This is a genomic window from Variovorax sp. DAIF25, assembly GCF_050711835.1.
Taxonomy (GTDB): Bacteria; Pseudomonadota; Gammaproteobacteria; order Burkholderiales; family Burkholderiaceae_C; genus Variovorax.
In genome coordinates, this window is the sequence record NZ_CP136636.1 from 5512734 (window position 1) to 5529847 (window position 17114).

21 protein-coding genes are annotated in these 17114 nt (G+C 64.2%); 5 read left to right on the forward strand and 16 right to left on the reverse strand.

The window, feature by feature from the left end; genetic code table 11:
- Positions 1–9: 9 nt before the first annotated feature.
- From R0232_RS25315 to R0232_RS25330, 4 genes are all read right to left on the reverse strand, one after another.
- On the reverse strand, positions 10–750 hold the full coding sequence (locus R0232_RS25315; RefSeq protein ID WP_431509843.1) for a thioesterase II family protein: 741 nt from the start codon (positions 748–750) through the stop codon (positions 10–12).
- Between the two features lie 4 nt (positions 751–754).
- The gene (locus R0232_RS25320) at positions 755–994 is read right to left on the reverse strand and encodes an MbtH family protein (protein ID WP_431509844.1); all 240 of its coding nucleotides are present in this window, start codon (positions 992–994) and stop codon (positions 755–757) included.
- A 188-nt stretch (positions 995–1182) separates the two neighbouring features.
- Positions 1183–1416, reverse strand: coding sequence for a FecR/PupR family sigma factor regulator (locus tag R0232_RS25325; protein WP_093340198.1), 234 nt, complete (start codon positions 1414–1416; stop codon positions 1183–1185).
- A 34-nt stretch (positions 1417–1450) separates the two neighbouring features.
- Complete coding sequence (locus R0232_RS25330) at positions 1451–1975, reverse strand: sigma-70 family RNA polymerase sigma factor (protein WP_093340199.1); 525 nt, start codon at positions 1973–1975, stop codon at positions 1451–1453.
- A 218-nt stretch (positions 1976–2193) separates the two neighbouring features.
- Between R0232_RS25330 and R0232_RS25335 the strand changes: the two genes are divergently transcribed.
- Positions 2194–3030, forward strand: a complete 837-nt coding sequence (locus R0232_RS25335; RefSeq protein WP_431509845.1) for a plasmid replication/partition related protein — start codon at positions 2194–2196, stop codon at positions 3028–3030.
- A 21-nt stretch (positions 3031–3051) separates the two neighbouring features.
- On the opposite strand, the gene R0232_RS25340 is transcribed toward R0232_RS25335, so the two are convergent.
- Positions 3052–3636, reverse strand: a complete 585-nt coding sequence (locus R0232_RS25340; protein ID WP_208507959.1) for a BPSL1445 family SYLF domain-containing lipoprotein — start codon at positions 3634–3636, stop codon at positions 3052–3054.
- A gap of 115 nt (positions 3637–3751) precedes the next feature.
- Positions 3752–4513: an SDR family oxidoreductase gene (locus R0232_RS25345; protein WP_431509846.1), complete on the reverse strand. Its 762-nt coding sequence runs from the start codon at positions 4511–4513 to the stop codon at positions 3752–3754.
- A 99-nt stretch (positions 4514–4612) separates the two neighbouring features.
- Between R0232_RS25345 and R0232_RS25350 the strand changes: the two genes are divergently transcribed.
- Positions 4613–5509: an AraC family transcriptional regulator gene (locus tag R0232_RS25350; RefSeq protein WP_431509847.1), complete on the forward strand. Its 897-nt coding sequence runs from the start codon at positions 4613–4615 to the stop codon at positions 5507–5509.
- Between the two features lie 1029 nt (positions 5510–6538).
- Here R0232_RS25350 and R0232_RS25355 read toward each other — a convergent pair.
- A complete protein-coding gene (locus tag R0232_RS25355) occupies positions 6539–7270 on the reverse strand; it encodes a hypothetical protein (protein ID WP_431509848.1) in 732 nt (243 codons plus the stop codon).
- Positions 7271–7443: 173 nt separating this feature from the next.
- On the opposite strand from R0232_RS25355, the gene R0232_RS25360 reads away from it, so the two are divergent.
- Both R0232_RS25360 and R0232_RS25365 read left to right on the forward strand, forming a co-directional pair.
- Positions 7444–8205, forward strand: coding sequence for a hypothetical protein (locus tag R0232_RS25360; protein WP_431509849.1), 762 nt, complete (start codon positions 7444–7446; stop codon positions 8203–8205).
- Positions 8198–8407: a hypothetical protein gene (locus R0232_RS25365; RefSeq protein ID WP_431509850.1), complete on the forward strand. Its 210-nt coding sequence runs from the start codon at positions 8198–8200 to the stop codon at positions 8405–8407. Before R0232_RS25360 ends, R0232_RS25365 begins: the two co-directional genes overlap by 8 nt.
- Positions 8408–9326: 919 nt before the next feature.
- On the opposite strand, the gene R0232_RS25370 is transcribed toward R0232_RS25365, so the two are convergent.
- The 4 genes from R0232_RS25370 to R0232_RS25385 are packed head-to-tail and all read right to left on the reverse strand — an operon-like array spanning position 9327 to position 11536.
- Positions 9327–9743, reverse strand: coding sequence for a 3TM-type holin (locus tag R0232_RS25370; protein WP_431509851.1), 417 nt, complete (start codon positions 9741–9743; stop codon positions 9327–9329).
- Position 9744: 1 nt separating this feature from the next.
- Entirely contained in the window at positions 9745–10260 is a 516-nt protein-coding gene (locus R0232_RS25375; RefSeq protein WP_431509852.1) for a hypothetical protein, read from the reverse strand.
- Positions 10257–10577 (reverse strand): hypothetical protein, encoded by a 321-nt coding sequence (locus R0232_RS25380; protein WP_431509853.1) that lies wholly within the window; start codon positions 10575–10577, stop codon positions 10257–10259. The genes R0232_RS25375 and R0232_RS25380 overlap by 4 nt, the downstream gene beginning before the upstream one ends.
- Positions 10574–11536: a tail fiber domain-containing protein gene (locus R0232_RS25385; protein WP_431509854.1), complete on the reverse strand. Its 963-nt coding sequence runs from the start codon at positions 11534–11536 to the stop codon at positions 10574–10576. Before R0232_RS25385 ends, R0232_RS25380 begins: the two co-directional genes overlap by 4 nt.
- Positions 11537–11634: 98 nt before the next feature.
- Here R0232_RS25385 and R0232_RS25390 point away from each other — a divergent pair, with 98 nt between their 5' ends.
- Positions 11635–11757 carry a hypothetical protein gene (locus tag R0232_RS25390; RefSeq protein ID WP_431509855.1) on the forward strand — a complete coding sequence of 41 codons (123 nt, stop codon included), beginning with the start codon at positions 11635–11637 and terminating at the stop codon, positions 11755–11757.
- On the opposite strand, the gene R0232_RS25395 is transcribed toward R0232_RS25390, so the two are convergent.
- From R0232_RS25395 to R0232_RS25415, 5 genes are read right to left on the reverse strand one after another with little or no spacing between them, the layout of a single operon-like run.
- Positions 11740–13692, reverse strand: a complete 1953-nt coding sequence (locus R0232_RS25395) for a hypothetical protein (RefSeq protein ID WP_431509856.1) — start codon at positions 13690–13692, stop codon at positions 11740–11742. The genes R0232_RS25390 and R0232_RS25395 overlap by 18 nt on opposite strands.
- A gap of 1 nt (position 13693) precedes the next feature.
- On the reverse strand, positions 13694–15379 hold the full coding sequence (locus R0232_RS25400; protein WP_431509857.1) for a hypothetical protein: 1686 nt from the start codon (positions 15377–15379) through the stop codon (positions 13694–13696).
- Between the two features lie 9 nt (positions 15380–15388).
- The gene (locus R0232_RS25405; protein ID WP_431509858.1) at positions 15389–15895 is read right to left on the reverse strand and encodes a hypothetical protein; all 507 of its coding nucleotides are present in this window, start codon (positions 15893–15895) and stop codon (positions 15389–15391) included.
- A 1-nt stretch (position 15896) separates the two neighbouring features.
- Positions 15897–16385 (reverse strand): hypothetical protein, encoded by a 489-nt coding sequence (locus R0232_RS25410; protein ID WP_431509859.1) that lies wholly within the window; start codon positions 16383–16385, stop codon positions 15897–15899.
- Positions 16382–17101: a hypothetical protein gene (locus R0232_RS25415; RefSeq protein ID WP_431509860.1), complete on the reverse strand. Its 720-nt coding sequence runs from the start codon at positions 17099–17101 to the stop codon at positions 16382–16384. Before R0232_RS25415 ends, R0232_RS25410 begins: the two co-directional genes overlap by 4 nt.
- Between the last annotated feature and the right edge of the window lie 13 nt (positions 17102–17114).

Here is a 17114-nt window from a genome sequence, read left to right on the forward strand (position 1 = left end):
GATGACGGCTCAGGCGACGGCGGGCAGCACATCGGCCTCCCCCGCCACGGATTGGGGCAGGCGCCGCACCAGGGCGGCGAGCACCTGGGCCTCGTGCTGCCGGATGAAGAAGTGGCCGCCCTCGAACCAGTCGAGCGAGAAGCCGGCATCCAGGGTCTCCGCGGACCAGGCCTCCACGCGCCAGGGCTGGATGTCGTCCTCGCGGCCCGCGAACACATGCAGCGGAACGGGCAGCGGCGCGGCGCCGCGATGCGCGAAGCCCTCGCAGACGCGGTAGTCGGCCGCCAGCGTGTCGAGCGTCATGCGCAGCAGTTCGGGACTGGCGAACAGCTCCTCGGGCGTTCCGCCCTGCTTGCGCATGTCGGCGATCAGCGCCTCGTCGTCATCCATGTCGACGAAGCGATCGGGATCGCGCTGCGAAGGCGCGGCGCTGCCCGAGACGAGCAGGGCCCGCGGCAGGGGCCGACCCGTCGCGCGAAGACGCTGCGCGATGCCCCACGCCAACAAGGCGCCCATGCTGTGGCCGAAGAGCGCGAAGTTGCCGCGCAGCGCGGCTTCGTGCTCGCCGCACAGCAGCGAGACCAGTGCATCGAAGTCCTCGACGAAGCCCTCGCCCAGGCGGCTGCCTCGGCCCGGCAATTCCAGCGGCACGACCTCGATCCAGCGCGGCAGCAAGCGCCGCCAGCGCAGGTACATGGTGGCACTGGCACCCGCGCAGGGCAGGCACAGCAGGGAGAGAGGCGCCGGCATGCGTTCAGGCGGAGGCCGGGGTGCCTTCCTGCTGCGCCATCCAGTCGCGCAGCGACTTGGGACGCATGTCGGTCCAGGTCTTCTCGACGTACGCAAGCACCGTCTTCTTGTCGCCCTGGACGCCGTCGACGGCCTTCCAGCCGCCGGGCACGGCCTTCCATTGGGGCCAGATCGAGAATTGCTCTTCGTGGTTGACGAGCACGATGAAGGTTTCGTCCTCACGGTCGAAGCAGCTGGTAGACATGTGCGGTCCTCTCGGGATGGTGGAGTTCGACGAACGGCAGGCGTCAGGCGCCCGTCCTTGCGATACATGACGGCGCGGGCGGGCGGCTGTTTAGTCGCCGAGGCATGGGCGATCGGCGGGAGGCGGGCATGGCTGCGCCGCCGCGCAACGCGGCTCGGATCGGGAGATGCGGGGGTCAGTGGCCGCGGCTAGCGGCCTGCGATGTCGCCCGGCGACGGGACATCGTTGGCGGGCGGAACGAGGCCCACGAGCAGCCAGAGGCGGGCCGCTTCGCCATGGGTCTTGCGATGCACGGGATCCGCGGCCAGCCAGCGCGCGAATTCGTCGCGCGCCGCATCGTCGAGGCCGCCGCGCTCATGCTGGCGGCGCACCCAGGTCCAGGCCGCCTGCCAGACCGGGTCGTGCTCCTTGTCCTTTGCCATCGGCCGATCGTAATCGCCGACGCGCCAGCCGGCATCAGTTGCCCTGCACCAGGTAGCGGCAGCTTTCGAGGGCGGCGTCGGCGTCCTTGATCATGAAATTGACCAGCGTGGCGGAACAGCCGAGCCTGGCGGCGATCTCGCGCTGGGTCATGCCGCTCAGGCGGTTGAGCTCGAACGCCAGCCGCGTTCGCGCGGGCAGCGCACCGAGCACGCGGTCGATCACCGCGAGCGCCTGGCGCCCGTCGAGCACGCGTTCGGGCGCATCGTTGCTCGGCGGGCTGACGAGCTCGACGTCCTCGCAGTAGGTGCGATAGCTGGCCTCGACCGACTGGTGGCGGTGATAGTCGAAAGCCACGTTGCGTACCACCTGGCAGCAATAGCCCAGCGGCTTGCGCACATCGCGCACGGCGGCGCCGTCGGCGAGCTTGAGATAAGCGTCCTGCAACACTTCGTCGGCAAGATCCGCGGTGCGCACGATCTTCTGTGCGACGCGCTGGAGCTGGGCACGGTTTGCGATGAAAACCTCCCCCAGCGTGGGTTCGGATGAGTGCATCAACATGTCCACGGAGACTCCTGGTGTACGGATGTATTCATTTCAACTGAATGCAAATGAGAACTATTACTACTTTTAGATAAGGGAAAGCCGCCCGCGCGGTCGATCCTTTCCTGTTTCTTACCCCTTAGACGTTTGAACGGCCAAAACCGAGACAGGCCGGCGCCATCCAGGACGAGCCGGCCGCGCCACTAGAATTTCGCCCCTGCCCTCACCCCGTCTCCATGAACATCGTCGTCAACGAAGAACTCAAAGCCTATATCGATCCCCTCACGCCCGAGGAGCACGAAGCCCTCGAGCGCAGCATCCTGACCGAAGGCTGCCGCGATGCGCTGGTGCTGTGGGGCGACGTTCTCGTCGACGGCCACAACCGCTATGCGATCTGCCAGAAGCACGGCCTGCCGTTCCAGACCGTGCAGAACACGCGCTTCCAGTCGATCGAGGACGTGCACCTGTGGATGATCGACCAGCACCTGGGCCGGCGCAGCATCTCGGACTTCGTGCGCGGCGTGCTCGCGCTGCGCAAGAAGGACATCGTGACGGAGCGTCGCGCGCGCACGGCGAGCGCATCGTCCGCCACCGCGGATGCCGATGCGTCCACGAGCTCGGCCGCGAGCAGCGACGATACGAGCGTGCCGCCGCCCGCGCCGCTCAACAGCCGCGAGGCCATCGCCAAGGCCGCGCGCATCAGCAGCACCCAGGTGCAGATGATCGAGAAGATCCAGAAGCAGGCTACGCCCGAAGTGGTGGCCGCGGTGAAGTCGGGCACCATCTCGATCAACGCCGCCGCTGCCGTGGCGAGCCTGCCCGCCGAGGAGCAGGTGGCTGCCGCGAATGCGGGCAAGGACGAACTGAAGCTCGCGGCCAAGCGTGCGCGCGAAGCGAAGCGCAAGCCGCGCGAGGACGAAGCCGAAGCCTCGTCCGACAATGAATCGCCTTTCGAGGCGCCCGATTCCGAGCAGGTTCAGGCGCTGAAGCAGCGCGTGGCGGCGCTCGAAACCGAGAACAAGGCGCTGCGCGAGCAGATCGCCACGCTGCAGCTGCAATTGGCCGCCGCCTGAGCCGCGGCGGCCGGCTTCGCGTCAGAGCGCGATCTCGGTCACCTTCGCGCCCTGCACCGAGACGCCGGCCTCGAGCCCCACGTTCGTCAGCACGAAGCCCACCACGGGCTGGCGGATCGTGTTGGTGTCGATGCTGCCGTTGGCACCGATGGTCGCGACCGCCACGGTGGCATCGGCACCGGCCGTCCATCCCTTGCTGCTGCGGAACTTGTCGAGCGCGGCCTGCGTGGTGAACAGGTAGATCACCGCCTTCGACTGCGCGCCCGCCTGGAAGCCGATCGACCCCGAGGTGGTGCTGTAGTAGGACTGCGTGCGGCCGTTCACGCGCAATGCGCCGCGGCCGTATTCGGCGCCCACGCCCATGCTCGCGCCAACCACCGCCGGGAACACCAGCACGCCGCTCGATTTGGCGACGAGCTCGCGCGAACCGCGCACCGAGTCATAGAGCTTGGACAGCGAGGCATCGACCTGCGCGTCGATCGATGCACGCGAGGACGCGCTGCTGGCCTGGTTGTCGGGACGCGTGGTCGTGCAGCCGACGAAGGCGATGCTGCTCGCAGCCACCGCACAGACGACGGCCACCGTACGAAGCGAAGAGATGGGCATGGCGAACTCCTTTGCTGAAACATGACGCAAACCGCGCCCGCGACGATGCGGGCCTGGCCATGCTACGGCGCGCGCATCGCCCCATCGCACGCTGTGGAAGACCGCCTACGCCAACTCAAGCCGATGCAGAAGGCGCGCTCGAACGGGCCAGCGCCACCGCGTCGGCGCCCGCCGGAAAGCGCAGTTGCTCCGACTCGTCGTGCGCGGCGCGCCACACGGTCTCGGCCACGTCGGATGCCGTGGTCACTTCCGAGATGCCCGCGAAGGACGCAAAGACCTGCTGCGCATAGGCCCCGTAGGCCGGCGGAATCAAGCCCTCCATGCGCGACTGGCCATTGCTCGTGAAGTTCGTGCTCGGCGCATAGCCGGGCTGCACCAGCTTCACGCGCACGTCGAAGGCCGCGAGCTCGTGCGCCAGCGACCCGGTGAATCCCTCGATCGCCGTCTTGCTGGCCGTGTAGACCGCGACCAGCGGCATCGGCGCCAGCGTGGCGCTCGAAGTCACGTTCACCACCACGCCGGCGCGGCGCGCGCGGAACTGCGGCAGCACCGCCTGCGTCATCGCCATCACGCCGAAGGTATTGGTCTCGAAGACTTCGCGCGTGGTGGTCATGGGCGTCGCCTCGAAGGCACCGAGCAGTCCGATGCCTGCGTTGTTGACGAGCACGTCGATGGGTCCGCTCGCCTCGAGCGCGGCGGCGATGCTCTGCGGGTTCGTGACGTCGAGGGCCACGATGCGCAGCCGCTCGTCGCGCGGCAACAGGTCTTCGCGCGGCGTACGCATGGTGGCGATCACGCGCCAGCCCTGCGACAGGAAATGGCGCGCGGTCTCGAGGCCGTAGCCGGACGAACAGCCGGTGACGAGGACGGTTTTCATGGGTGCTTGCTGAGTGGTTGACATGGAAGCGAACGATATCCAGAGAAAATCGGACCATCTACAATGAAAAGTCCACGATTCATTTGCGAGCGTCCAGTCATGAACGATCCGCTCTCAGAGGTCATCGCGTTGCTCAATCCGCGCGCCGTGTTCTCGAAGGGCATCAGCGGCGCTGGCCGCTGGGCCGTGCGCTATTCCGATTTCGGTCAGCCCAGCTTCTGCGCGGTGATCAGCGGAAGTTGCCGCCTCGCGGTCGAGGGCGAGGAAGCCATCGCTCTCGAAGCGGGCGACTTCGTGCTCATGCCGGCGACGCCGGGCTTCGCGCTGTCGAGCTTCGAAACGGCCGCGCCCGTTCACATCGATCCCAAGCTCGCGCCCGCACCCGAAGGCGAGGTTCGCCACGGCAGGCGCGATGGTCCGCCCGACGTGCGACTGCTCGGCGGCTATTTCGTTTTCGATTCGCCCGATGCGGCCTTGCTGGTCTCGCTGCTGCCGACGCTGGTGCACGTGCGCGGCGTCGATCGGCTCTCGGTGCTGGTGCGGCTGGTCGGCGAGGAGTCGAGCGAGGAGCGATCCGGGCGCGAGCTCGTGCTCACGCGCCTGGTGGAAGTGTTGCTCGTCGAGGCGCTGCGTTCGTCGTCCGGCGAGGATGCGCCCCCCGGCCTGCTGCGTGGACTGGCCGACGCGCGGCTCGCGCTCGCGATGCGCCAACTGCACGCGGATCCCGCGCGGCCGTGGACCGTGACCCAGCTCGCGCAGAAGGCCGCACTGTCGCGCTCGGCCTTCTTCGATCGCTTCACGCGCGCGGTCGGCCTGCCGCCGATGGAATATCTGCTGGCCTGGCGTATGGCGCTCGCGAAGAACCTGCTCAGGCATCAAGACGTCGCGATCGCCGAGGTCGCCGAACGCGTGGGCTACAGCTCGGCGAGCACCTTCAGCACCGCATTCAGCCGGCATGTGGGACAGCCGCCGGGGTGCTACGCACGACGTGCGTGATCCCTCGCACGGGGCACGCATGCGCGTGCCTGCTACAATGCGCCTTCGCTCGGACCACCTGAGCGTTGCCTGGCCAGGCAAGCTGAATCTCACACCAGCGCGTCGAAGTCACTACGACGAGAAAAACAACAATGACTTCCGCAAAGGAATCTTTGCCGTAGCGTGGACCGCGTAAGAGTTCACGACCATATTTTCAAAGCCCGCCTTGTGCGGGCTTTGTTCGTTTGTGGGCGTCGCGCAGTTGTTTGTGGCGAGAGCAACTGAGCCCTGGACGTTCCGAGGACGTGGCGCCGCTGCTGCAGCCCCGAGCAACGGAGCCGGCCAATTGGCCCGCGTTCCTGGAGCCCCCACGAACCTTGAGCTAGCTGTGGGTCACCTCACAACTCCCCACGGAAAACGGTGAAATTTGTCACGATTACAAGCAAATAATGAGTGCAACTTTCGCACTAATTTTTTGGCTATGTCTGTTTTTCAGGCCTGTGATTGCACCGTCGACCATCTCTACCGCGTCGAACGCCGACCATGGATGCGACTTCTCCCTTGGCTGCGGTTGTACCAATGCGCAAACTGCAAGAAGCTGCAGCTGCACGCAGAGGACGACGTCACTCGAGCCAAAGTCGAGTTCGCGTCACGATCGCTCAAGAACTCCCACCGCCGCCCCAAGCCCGGGTGAGGACTAGTCGCGATCGAAGACAGCGGCTACCGCACCGTCAGCGCGTCACCAGCTCGCTCGCAGGTGGTGCCGGCAATGTGGGCGGCGTCAGCGACGTGCCCCAGCTCGACAAGAGCCGCTCCACTCCCACTGGTGCCAGGTCGACGATGCCAACCAAATCCATGAAGGGTTCGGCTCGGATCTCCAAAAAGACAAACGGGCTACGCGATTGCTCGCGTAGCCCGTTGCTTTATGTGGCGGAGTGGACGGGACTCGAACCCGCGACCCCCGGCGTGACAGGCCGGACGAGAAACTGAGCACTGGCGCGGGATTGGCAGCGGTCGGATATTCCAAACGCCGACCGAGAGGGCACGTGTTTATGCGGCTTTCCGGGCCCCTATTCCAAAATTTGACACGTTGTCAGCCTCCTCAAAGTGGCGATCACCGGGGATCCATTCGAGAGGGTCGAGCCGCGGAAGACGGCGCTGCGGATCTGCCACCATGTAAGGCGTGCCAGGAACCTTGGCAAACCCGAGCTTCGCGTAGTGCCGCTGCAGTTTCCGAAGCGCAACGTCGAACCGCCGCTCGTACCCGCCCAGCTCCAAGCGCTTGAAATCCCTGTCGTCCTCGTCGGCCCCTCGTTCTTCCGGGGTCCCGCCCTCGAACTGGAGCGGAAAAGGCTTCAAGACCACCACGCCGCAGCCCATGCGAAATTGGTGCTCCATCCAGCGGAGGATCTGCAGACCGGCACCGCGGCCTCGGCGCGAAGGGATCAATTCGAGACGATCAAGGATCAGCACGCCGGAATCGAACGTCATGTCGGTCTTCATTGCCCGCAGGACCTTCCTCTTGAGATCCTCGTCGCGGCCGTACAGCTCCTGGTAGCAGCTGAAGAGCGAGGAACTCATGTCGAACACGTCGAACAAGGACTCACCTTCATTGAGAGCCGCCGCTCCGTCGACGATGTAGACCGAAAACCTCCCGATCGGCTCCTCGTTTCCGTCGTCGTCTACGTACTCCCGCACCTCTCCTTGGATGTGCTTTACGTAGCGAGAGGGTTCCCGATCATCAACGAACGACCCATGTTCGTAGTGCAGCGAGTAGTACATCCAGCCTCCTTCAGGCCGCACATAATGCCGCAAGAGCCAGTGGCACGGGCCTACCCGAAATAAGAGGTGACGCTAGGCCGGAGGCCCCATTCGAACTGGTCGTCGCCCCTCCACGAGAGCCCGATACCTAGAGGGTGAAAGTCTGCAGGGAGAAAAATTTTCGAGGAGGAGATATGAGTAATAAGAATCCCATTCATGGATTCAAAAAAGCTCGGTGGTGGCAGAAAAAATGGTTTGCTGAAACGCTGTCTGCGGTGCCGGCCGCAGCAGCAGCTTTTGTGGCCGCCTATAAAGCCAAATTGGACTCCGGCGATGAAGTTTTCTGGATACTAGTTTTTGGAGGCTGCTGGTTGACACTTAGTTTGATATTCAAGGTGATACACGCCAAATATCAAGACGACAAGGAAAAAGAAGCGAATAGCCACGATGGGTTGACGGCCGCGCTGTGGGTACTTCATGAATCTGTGGCTCGAGTCGCGGGATTACCCGAGGCGGATTTCAAAAAACTAAGAGTAACGTTCCATCGAGTAGTACCTCCTTTGAACGACACTGACAAGATTGAGCAGGTGGTCAATTACGTTGGAGGCGAGCGCAACGGAGCCGGTCGATTTTTCCCCATCAGATCGGGAATCACTGGAAGTGCGATTCGGACCAACGAGGTACTCTTCATGGATCGGGAAAGTGAAAACTTTAATGACTACCAGAGGGAGCTCATTAAAGAATGGCATTACACCGAAAAAGATGCCCGAGAAGCTACGAGCGATAGGTTTTCAGCCATGGCCATCCCGGTGAAATCCAGGGATGGACAAAAGGTTCTTGGCGTGGTGTACTTGGACTGCGATCAAAAAAAGTTTTTCGCGAACCCCCAGGTCGCAGAAGCGGTGATGAATGGTTGCGGCGGAATAACTCGTTACATAGGAGAACGATATGTCTGATTCTGCAGTAAGAAATTCACCACGTAGTTTGGTGGCCTCGCAGGAAGTGATTACTGCGGCGGGCGCTGCAATTAAGGTAACGAAGCTGATTTTGACGCCTGAAGGTAAAGCAACCTTGCAGTCGAAAAGTGCTGGCATTACCTCAGCCAGCGATCGGCCATCTAAGCCTGCCGCGCCGCACAAGTACCCGGCGACGAAGTAGTCTTGACTAAGCCCGCTCCGGCGGGCTTTTTTACGCCTGCTCGTCGCCCTTCACCTGGCGCTCCAGGATCGCGCGCAGCACCGCCTCGAGGGTTGGCCAACTGCCGAACACCAGCGCCTTGTCGCGCGCGTCCCAGCGCCCTGCACCGCCGGCCGGCTGTGACCGAGCGAGATCGGCGGCACCTCGTGCGCGTGAATACTTAAAACGTGCGCACGCAGCGCGCCACGGACTCTCGGAGCGAGGCTCTCTGACCCCACACTGACGCTCGTCAAGTAACACCGATTTCTTAAAAATACGTCGCACAACCCCAACAACCGCAACTTAAGTCACAAATGGACAGAATAATTTGATGAGCTAACAGACTCCTCAGAAGTAAACATGTCCGTGTTCACCCCGTGCAAATGTCCCGCGCACTATCTCAAGCGGGTGGAACGGACTCCATGGATGCGCCTTCTGCCCTGGCTCAAGGCATATCAGTGCGCGCACTGCGGAAAGCTGCAGCTTCGGTCAGAAAGTGAAGTGGTTCGCATCCGCCTGCAACAAGCATCACGGCCCTCTTCGACTGGCAAGCGCGACAGGTAGAGGCACGGCGTCCCAAGTCATCTGACGAAGGGCGAAGCACGTGAACTCAACGTCGCTCTACGACTGCCGAACGTTGAATTCGATCAGCGCATGGTCAGACTGTGATCGCCAAATGGAGGTGGAAGGTAGGCTGGGAGGCCACTGGAGCCCATCGATGCGAGTGTTCGAACTGGACATTGCAATTTTTCTTGTTGGTGCACTGTTCGGCATCTTGGTCGCAGCGATGCTGGCCTTGTACCGATCAGATCAGGCTGCCGTCGCCCCTAACAAAAGCAAGCGGCGAGCACAGTAGTGCCCTCAGGTGCAGCAAACGTGCCAAACCCGCCGAACGGGCCCCTTAGGCCGCACCCTTGACCTTTTCGTATGAGCGCATGCCACCCAGGCCCAACATGCCCAGCAGCAGCGGCCACAGTTCCTCGGTTTCGATCTTGGGAAGGTCCACGGGGTGCCCCAGGGCCTGCGCCACCATGAACAGCAGCGGGCCGCCGATGAACTTGAACGCCACGGCCAGGCCGCAGATCCAACCGACGAAGGGTCGCCAGCCGGCTACGAACAGGCGCGTACTGGCCGCCTCCACCTTGTTGATCTCGGTCTGAGCCGTGGCGAGCGTGGTGTCTGCCTGAAGCTTGGCAAGCTCGCCCTGCTGGGCCAGTTCGACCAGCTTGACCTTCGCTGCGTCCGCTGCGGTCTTGTCCGGCAGGATCTTGTCCAGAAGCTCGCCGAGAAATGGAAGTGCTGCGATCAGTGCGCCCATGTCAAACTCCTAGCGCGGAACGCGCCTCGTTGTAGTACCCAGCCCAGGTTTCGGGGTGCGGCTTGCCGGGGCGCCACGTCACGTCGGCGTACAACTTCCACGCACCGGCCTGGTCGCCGATCTCTGGAAGCGCGCCAGGCGCCCACCACAGGTTCAGACGCGCGAAGGCGCACGCAAGCAGGTCATCCTGCTCGAGCGCGGCCCAGACAGTGGAACGCTCCCACGGCACGCCGCGCTCGGCACAGACGCGGAAGGCATGACCAGACGTCGCCGGGTGGGTCATCACGCCCTTCACGCTGCCACCTGATTCGAATTGCCAGAAGCCTCGGGCCGGCCCCCTGCCGCCGCCGCTAAGCACCTGGGCGCGATCTTTGAACTTCGATTCCTGGCGCCCAATGGTCAGTAGCAGAAGACGTGCACGCGGCGTGTCCATCGCCAAGGGAAGCATCGCAAGGCCCGGATTGAGGATCTTGGAGATCACCTCGGCCAGCGGCATCGGAGAAGGAAGGCCGCTCATCGCGCGTTCCTTGGGACGACAGGTGCAGCGGCCGTCGGAGGCGTGGAGATCCCAGCCTTCAACGCCCGGATCTCCCCTTCGATGTTCTCTATCCGAAAACGCAGTAGGGCCTGCTCCCCCGCCAAGGTCGTGACCTGCGTGTTTCCTGCCTTCACCGTGATCTGCAGCTCGGTCACGTCCTTCGCCATCTGGTTCATGGTGAAGTACATGCTGATGATGAAGTACGCACCGCCTCCAAGGGCGGTCAGCAGGCCCCATAGGGGAATGCGGACATCAACGATGCGCGAGACGCGCTCGGGTGGGGTGTCTTGGCTCATGCGCGACCTTCCAGTGCGACGATGCGCGCCCGCAGTTGCTGGATGGCATGGAGCGCCGCATAGAGCAGCGTTTGTTGGTCAGGGGCCCTCCAGGTGCCTGCGTCGTTCACCCAGGCCGGATCAAGCGTCTCGAGTTCCTGCGCGATCACGCCCAAGCGGTGCAAACGGCCGTCGTCGATCGGCTCCTGTGTCGCATCGGAGCGGAAGCGGAACTGCCGGAAGTTGATCTGCGAGATCTTGTAGAGCGAATCCTCGCGCGTCGGCTCCACATCCTTCTTCAGCCGCCCGTCCGAGGGCGTTACCCCCCAGGCCACGAAGCCGAAGCCGTTGATGTTGGCGCGCAGGGCACCGCTGCCGACGTTGCCAAGTTGCGTGACAGAGTCGATGCGCTGCACCGCGTAGCCGGTGAGGTCGCTCGAGGTCTGGTAGCCCGGCCCGTTCGAGAACTGGTTGAGGTTCGTAGGCCGATCCGGAATGGCCGCCCACACCGAATAGGCCGGCCGCCCGACGCCGTCGACAACCAGGACGGCCCGTCCGTTGGGAGCGTCCCATTGCACCTTGAAATCATTGACGCTGGCCCGCTTGACGTACTCCGCAGGAACCACGCCACCGAGTTGGTTAGCGTTCGTTGCCGTCGTAGCCGTGTCAGCCGACGCCGCGGTGTCAGCCTTGCCCGAGATGTCGATCGGCCACTTCGTGTAAGCCGTGGAGCCGTCGGCGATGACGAACTTCGACAGCGACGTGCGGTAGCCGATGGTCACGCCCGTAGCGGAGTTCTCGGACGTGCGAACCGGCATGCCCACGCCCACGGTGAAGCCCGTGCCGGCCGCGATCTGCGCGATGAAGGCGTAGGCCGCGCGCTGATGGTCGTCGAGCGTCGAGGGCGCGTCCGTTGCGCCGTTCGGCGGGTTCAGCGCCGGATTGGTGGACAGCTGCGAAATGCTGGAAGGAATTGCCATGAAAGGGCCTCCAAGAACGAGAAAACCCGCCGAAGCGGGTTTGCAGGGGGTTGCAGGGGGCGCGGCCTAGAATCGACCGACCTCAGGAGAAGTGCCAAATGGAAGAGAAACCGGATCAGTGGAGTCGCAATGGCTTCAGCGCGCTTTGGCTTGTCGGCCTAGTTGTTGGCGGCGTGGCCGCCGTCGTGATGTTTTTCTACGGCCTAGTTGCCAGCTTCTGAAAGCAAGCCGAGAAGGCCGCCGCCGTAGAGGCTCATGCCTTGCAAGGCCTGCATCCGTGGCGGGATGCCGTTTCGCGAGACCATGAAGTCCACCGTCCTTGGGGATGTCAGGTAGCGAGCCGCTCCATTCGAAACCACGAGCCCGCCAGCTATGCCGGCTGGCACCCAAGGATTCAAAACCCCACCCAGTGCCGCTGCAGCGGTTGCCGGCACCGAAGCCAACATTCCCCGCGCAGTCGTCGCGGCGGCAGTTCCCGACGGGTTGGCCCAGATTCGCGAGTTGTCTCGCATCATGCTCGTAGCCCGCGCAACGCTCTCGACGGCCTCCCTCGCCTCCTTGGCATTCTTGAAGCCCGAGAACAATTCTGCTCGTGCGCTAGGAGACATTGCGTTCCAGTTCGTCAAGAACGTCTCCGGGCTCCACGCAGTGCCTTCGTCGTTTTGCATTCCATTGCGCGCCTTGCCCAGTCGCTCGATCAACGTCCCCGCCACGGTGCCACGCGCACTTTCAGGCAAAGACTTCTTTACTGCCTGAAGCGTCGAGGTGTTCTCCCGCGTGGTGCGAGTCAACGCGGCAAAAGCTTGCTCGGGTGCTGGAGTGTCTGCAAAGGGGGCGATCCGATCCAGTCTGGCCAAGCCAGCTCTGGTGTAGTCGGTCGCGCGATCAAAAGCTCTGTTCGCCGGCAGACCGGCCGCATTGGCTGCGGCTTGCATGTCATCAGAGAGCGCGCCGTAGAGCGGGTTCCACTTGCTGCGCGGTACATCGCTCACCAGCGAGTTGTCGGCGATCTCATTGCCCACTAGCGTTCGCGTCTTCTTCACCGCTTCGAAAGGTAGTTGATTCGCCGACCCTGTGCCCATGAGCCCACTCCGTCCGGCAGCGGTGTCAGCGGCAATGGCGTCCTCGATGCTCTGGATCCGAGCGTTGCGGAACTGCTTCGACAGGGCGGGTGCGCCAGGGATGTCCGCATTCAGGTTGGAAAGCGTCCCCCGCGTGCGCGACACGTCAACCGGCGTCTGAGGTGGAATGACCGCATCCAGCCTGTCATACAAGCCTGCCTGGCGGTCCTTGAAGGCATCTTTAAACCCGCGAACCCCGGATCTGATCGCCTGCCCTGCTTCGAGCGCGCCGCGATTGGGCGATGCCAACTCAGCAGCTTGCTGCGCCCTCGCCTGTAGTGCATCGATTGCAGACTCACGAGCGCGACTCATCACTCCCATGGCACCCGGAGTGCTCTGTAGAAGGTTCTCCAAGCCACCGATCAGCTTGTTGCCGCTCGCAAGTCCGACGGTCGGTTTGTCTATCCCGGCGTTGCGCAACTCTTGCACACGCTGCTCCATCTCCTTTCGCCCCTGCTCACCACCGCGCACCGCACGCTGTACCGCACTGGTCGTGAGTTGTTGCAAACCCGTTGGTGCAAGTCCTGCGGCGATAGCCAATGCAGGGTCGCCCGTGGCGTCGTAGACCGCCTTGCCGCCTAGCGCTCCCATTAGAGACAGCCCGGCTTGATTCGCAGCCTGTGGCAGGCTCTGCGGCGAGATGATGCCCGTGAGAGCCCCGCCGGCCGCCTGGGTATAGCCTCCCTCATAGTCACGATTCACCGGGTCGACCATGGCACGACCGGCCTTCGTGCTTCGTGCCTTGTCGAGCAGGTAGTCACTCGAGCCCACTAGGGTCCGTCGATCAGGCGGAATCAGCCAATCCGGAGTCCGCCCAGTAACTGCTGTGACTGGAGCGCCAATGGCAGCACGGCCCAAGTCCAGCACGTTGGCCACCGTATCGACCGGCAGGCCTGCCAAGCGCACGGCTCCACGCCAAAATCCGGTGCCCGCGGCGTTGCCAGCATCAACCGCGGCATTGCCGGTTCCGGTGGTCTCTGCCGGGAGCACCTCGTATCGCCCTGCGGGCTCGTCTTCCAGCACTTCATAGGCCATTTCACTGCTCCTTCCACTGCATACCGTTGGAAATCAAGATCTTTCCGGTCGTGGTGTCGCGGATGCGCTGCCCCTTATTCGAGGCGTTGGCTACCGGTAGCGACTGCAAAAGTTTTGTAGCCGACTGTGCTGGCGCGGCCGGTTGTGCCACTGTCATTACGTCGGAGGGCGACGCCCCACTTTTGACGCGATCCATGAGGCCCGCATGAGACTGCAGCCGGTACTGAGCGGAGCGCTCGAGGATCCCGATAAGGGCCTGGAGTTCAGACGAAGAGAGCTCGCTGATGTCTCCCGACTCAGCCTTTCGCAGGATCGCCCGCTCGCTCTCGGTGATCTGGCCCTGCCCCTTCATCTGACCCGCAGCAGACAGTTCCTGCTTGGCCAAGCCCTGCATGAGCATTCGGGTGTTGGTCAATTGCTCGGCCGCGTCGCGTCCACCCACCCCAAGTGCTTGGCCAATGCGCGAAAGCGAAACTCGCACGTTGGCGCCAGGACCGAGGATGGCATTGCCGAGCCCTCGTCGCATGAGTTCGACATTCTGAAGCGTGCCGACGGCGCTCTGGGCTCCTGCCTGGCTGGCGCTCACAGCATCTGCAGCAGCGCCACCGATGCCCTCTCGCATCTTTCGATTACCAGCTTGGTCCGCTTGCTCATCAGCCGACGGGCCGGTGGAATAGGCCCCGCCAGAACGGCCCGAGGTCATCTGCCGCGAATACGCGTCGTAGGCATTGGATCGCTCCTGCGGATCGCGCATGTCTGCGATCAGCGGAAGGACGCGCTCGGGCGGCCCTTCGAAGCTGCTCGTCATGCCCGGCTGCGCGGGTGGCAGATTGCTCAAGGCCCCGCGGTAGTCGAGGGCCTGCTGCGGCGCGGCGCCACCGGGGCTGTCCGCGCGCAGCACCGAGGAACGGCGACGGTACTCCTCCTGCTTCGTCACGGGGTTGTAGACCTTGACCAGCTCGTTTTCCGAGCCGATGCCTGCGTCGATGTTCTTGAACGCGCGGTAGGTGTCGAGCGCCCCATCCGGCGCGCCCATGACGACTGCCCCATCCGGGTTGCGGCGCCACATCGTGGCGCGGCCATCGTTGCTTACTGCGATCCCGTCCTGGATGCCGCCAGCGAAGCCGGGCGCGTTGGTGTTGACCAGCGAGCCGTTCACGTTCGTCCAGTTCGGCTTCGATCGCGCCTCGATCATTTCCGCGATCTTCTTGCCGCCGTTGAAGCGGTAGTCCGCGACGATCGCACTCGTGGGGATGCCGTAGCGCTCCGACAGCGCCTGCACGGTCGTGGCGGCCGCCGGCGAGGCTGCGGTGGGCACGCTCGCGGCACCGCCGCCTTCGACCGCACCCAGCAGCCCGCCAGTAGCGGCGCCGCTGCTGGTGCTGGTCGTACCGGCCGAGCCGGGGGCGCCCAACAGCCCGCCAAGGAACTGCTGATCGAAAGTCGCGTCGCGCGCCAGCTTGTCCACCTGGGCTGCACGGTAGGCATTCTGCGAGGCGTTCTCGCCGATCTGCGAGTTCAGTAGCTTGCGCCGCAGGTCGTTGTCGCGCTGCGAACCGACGCTCTGCACCGCGCCGGCGATGCGCTGGCCGATGTTGGTCGGCTGAGCCGTCCGGCCCGAGGCGGCCAGCAGCGCGAGGCCGAGCCGCCCATCCTCGGAGTCGAGCAGGTCGAAAAGTCCGGGCATGGAGGCTCCTTATGCCTTGGTCGAGGGCGTGATGTCGCCGTAGCGCATGCCATTCGGGAAGAACCGCGTGCTGTCGCGCCGGCCGGCGATCAGGTCCTCGCTCTCGCGCTGGTCCTGCGCGTCGATCGCGGCCTGGCGCCCCTGCGCGTCGCGCAGGCTGGTCTGGCCCAGCGCATCGCCGCCGGCGTTGAATGCCCAGGCCTGCGGCCGCGCGGTAGGGTTGTTGCGGTCGAAACCCACCGGCTGACCTTGGATCTGTCCAAGCAGCGTGGGCACCAGGTCGCGCAGGTAGTCGTTCAGCGCGAACTTGTTGTCGTAGGCCGCCAGCTGCTGCTGGTTGAAAGGCATGGCCGTGTACTGGTTCTGCAGCGCGTCAGCCATGAAAGCCTGCTTCGCCAACAGCGGGCCGGCACCGGCCCAAGGCTCGCTGCTGGTGGTCGTGCTGCCACCGCCCCCATCGCTACTCGCGGCCGCGAGACCGCCCACCACCGCGCCACCAACGTTGTACCAAGCCATGTCAACCTCCAATGCGTAGTTGCTCCACCGCAAACAGCCGGAATTCCTCCGGCGTCTGGGCAATGAATTTCTCTTCGATCGCGTCGACGTCACGCAGATCTGTCCCGTGAATCGTGGTCCACACCGTATCCTCGAGCGCGAACGCGGCGCGCCGCGTGCCGGGAGGCGAAACCACGGTGTACGGCGCGCACACCTGCTCGACCGAGCCGTCCTCGCGCAGGATCAGCAGCGCGCCCTGGCTCAGGATGTTCAGGTTCTCAAACTTGTGCACCTTCCCCGTCAGGCAGGTTCCCTTGGGAATGTGCAGCTCGCGCGCATAGACCCCGTGCGAGAAGTGGTCGACGACCCGCATGTCGACCGCAGGGAGATCGCGCCGGATGGCCGCCTCGAGCGCGTCGATGCGTTCGTGGTGCGTCGCCTCTGCGCGCGCCGCCAGCAGCCCGGCATCGCGGTAGAGGTCGGCCGACGCCATGGATTTCGTCGCGCTCATTGGCCGTTCGGGAAGCCGAGGGCATCCCGCCCGCTGGGCAGGTACTGCGTGCCGATGTTGCCGTTGCCCGACCACGAGTTTCCGCCGCCCCAGGCATTGCCGAGGGTGCGCCCCAGCTGCATGCCGCCGAGGGCACCGGTGATTGGGCTCCCGCTGCCGCCCGGCTGCGTGGTCGTCTGCGTCTGCCCGCCGCGGCCCAGCGTGCTCGCGAGGTTCGAGAACTGGGTGAAGTAGTTCAGCGGCGTGTCGCGCAGCGTGGTGCCGGCCGCGAGGTCGCTGTCGTTGGCCCCGGACAGCAGCCCCAGCAGGCCCAGACCCGTCTGCAGGTTCTGCTGGTTTTGGCCGAAGGCGTCGTTGTAGGTCGCGCGATCGAACCCCAGGTCGAACTGGCGGGCGTTCTCGTCCAAGCCTTTCTGCCACTGGTACATGCCCTGCTGCTGGGTGTAGTCGTTGAAGCGCAGCTTCGAGGACAGGTCGCCCAGGTTCTGCTGCAGGCCGCTCGCCGCACGCGCGTTGGCCGCATCGATGCCGCTATTGCCGAACGACCCGCTGCGCACCATGGCCGCGTTGAAAGCGGGCTGCGTGGTGGCGTTGAAGTTGTTCACCAGGTCGCGCGACGATAGGTCGATGACGTCCTGCAGGTAGGGGTTCGTCTGCCCCGGCTTGGACAGAAAGGGATTGCCTCCCATCCCGAGGTTGGAGGTGTCGATTGCCATGTGTGCTCCTTCG

Bases quoted from the DNA above. Each gene is read 5' to 3' on its own strand.
- R0232_RS25315 (WP_431509843.1), bottom strand. From the start codon at position 750: ATGCCGGCGCCTCTCTCCCTGCTGTGCCTGCCCTGCGCGGGTGCCAGT.
- R0232_RS25320 (WP_431509844.1), bottom strand. From the start codon at position 994: ATGTCTACCAGCTGCTTCGACCGTGAGGACGAAACCTTCATCGTGCTC.
- R0232_RS25325 (WP_093340198.1), bottom strand. From the start codon at position 1,416: ATGGCAAAGGACAAGGAGCACGACCCGGTCTGGCAGGCGGCCTGGACC.
- R0232_RS25330 (WP_093340199.1), bottom strand. From the start codon at position 1,975: ATGTTGATGCACTCATCCGAACCCACGCTGGGGGAGGTTTTCATCGCA.
- R0232_RS25335 (WP_431509845.1), top strand. From the start codon at position 2,194: ATGAACATCGTCGTCAACGAAGAACTCAAAGCCTATATCGATCCCCTC.
- R0232_RS25340 (WP_208507959.1), bottom strand. From the start codon at position 3,636: ATGCCCATCTCTTCGCTTCGTACGGTGGCCGTCGTCTGTGCGGTGGCT.
- R0232_RS25345 (WP_431509846.1), bottom strand. From the start codon at position 4,513: ATGAAAACCGTCCTCGTCACCGGCTGTTCGTCCGGCTACGGCCTCGAG.
- R0232_RS25350 (WP_431509847.1), top strand. From the start codon at position 4,613: ATGAACGATCCGCTCTCAGAGGTCATCGCGTTGCTCAATCCGCGCGCC.
- R0232_RS25355 (WP_431509848.1), bottom strand. From the start codon at position 7,270: ATGTACTACTCGCTGCACTACGAACATGGGTCGTTCGTTGATGATCGG.
- R0232_RS25360 (WP_431509849.1), top strand. From the start codon at position 7,444: ATGAGTAATAAGAATCCCATTCATGGATTCAAAAAAGCTCGGTGGTGG.
- R0232_RS25365 (WP_431509850.1), top strand. From the start codon at position 8,198: ATGTCTGATTCTGCAGTAAGAAATTCACCACGTAGTTTGGTGGCCTCG.
- R0232_RS25370 (WP_431509851.1), bottom strand. From the start codon at position 9,743: ATGGGCGCACTGATCGCAGCACTTCCATTTCTCGGCGAGCTTCTGGAC.
- R0232_RS25375 (WP_431509852.1), bottom strand. From the start codon at position 10,260: ATGAGCGGCCTTCCTTCTCCGATGCCGCTGGCCGAGGTGATCTCCAAG.
- R0232_RS25380 (WP_431509853.1), bottom strand. From the start codon at position 10,577: ATGAGCCAAGACACCCCACCCGAGCGCGTCTCGCGCATCGTTGATGTC.
- R0232_RS25385 (WP_431509854.1), bottom strand. From the start codon at position 11,536: ATGGCAATTCCTTCCAGCATTTCGCAGCTGTCCACCAATCCGGCGCTG.
- R0232_RS25390 (WP_431509855.1), top strand. From the start codon at position 11,635: ATGGAAGAGAAACCGGATCAGTGGAGTCGCAATGGCTTCAGCGCGCTT.
- R0232_RS25395 (WP_431509856.1), bottom strand. From the start codon at position 13,692: ATGGCCTATGAAGTGCTGGAAGACGAGCCCGCAGGGCGATACGAGGTG.
- R0232_RS25400 (WP_431509857.1), bottom strand. From the start codon at position 15,379: ATGCCCGGACTTTTCGACCTGCTCGACTCCGAGGATGGGCGGCTCGGC.
- R0232_RS25405 (WP_431509858.1), bottom strand. From the start codon at position 15,895: ATGGCTTGGTACAACGTTGGTGGCGCGGTGGTGGGCGGTCTCGCGGCC.
- R0232_RS25410 (WP_431509859.1), bottom strand. From the start codon at position 16,385: ATGAGCGCGACGAAATCCATGGCGTCGGCCGACCTCTACCGCGATGCC.
- R0232_RS25415 (WP_431509860.1), bottom strand. From the start codon at position 17,101: ATGGCAATCGACACCTCCAACCTCGGGATGGGAGGCAATCCCTTTCTG.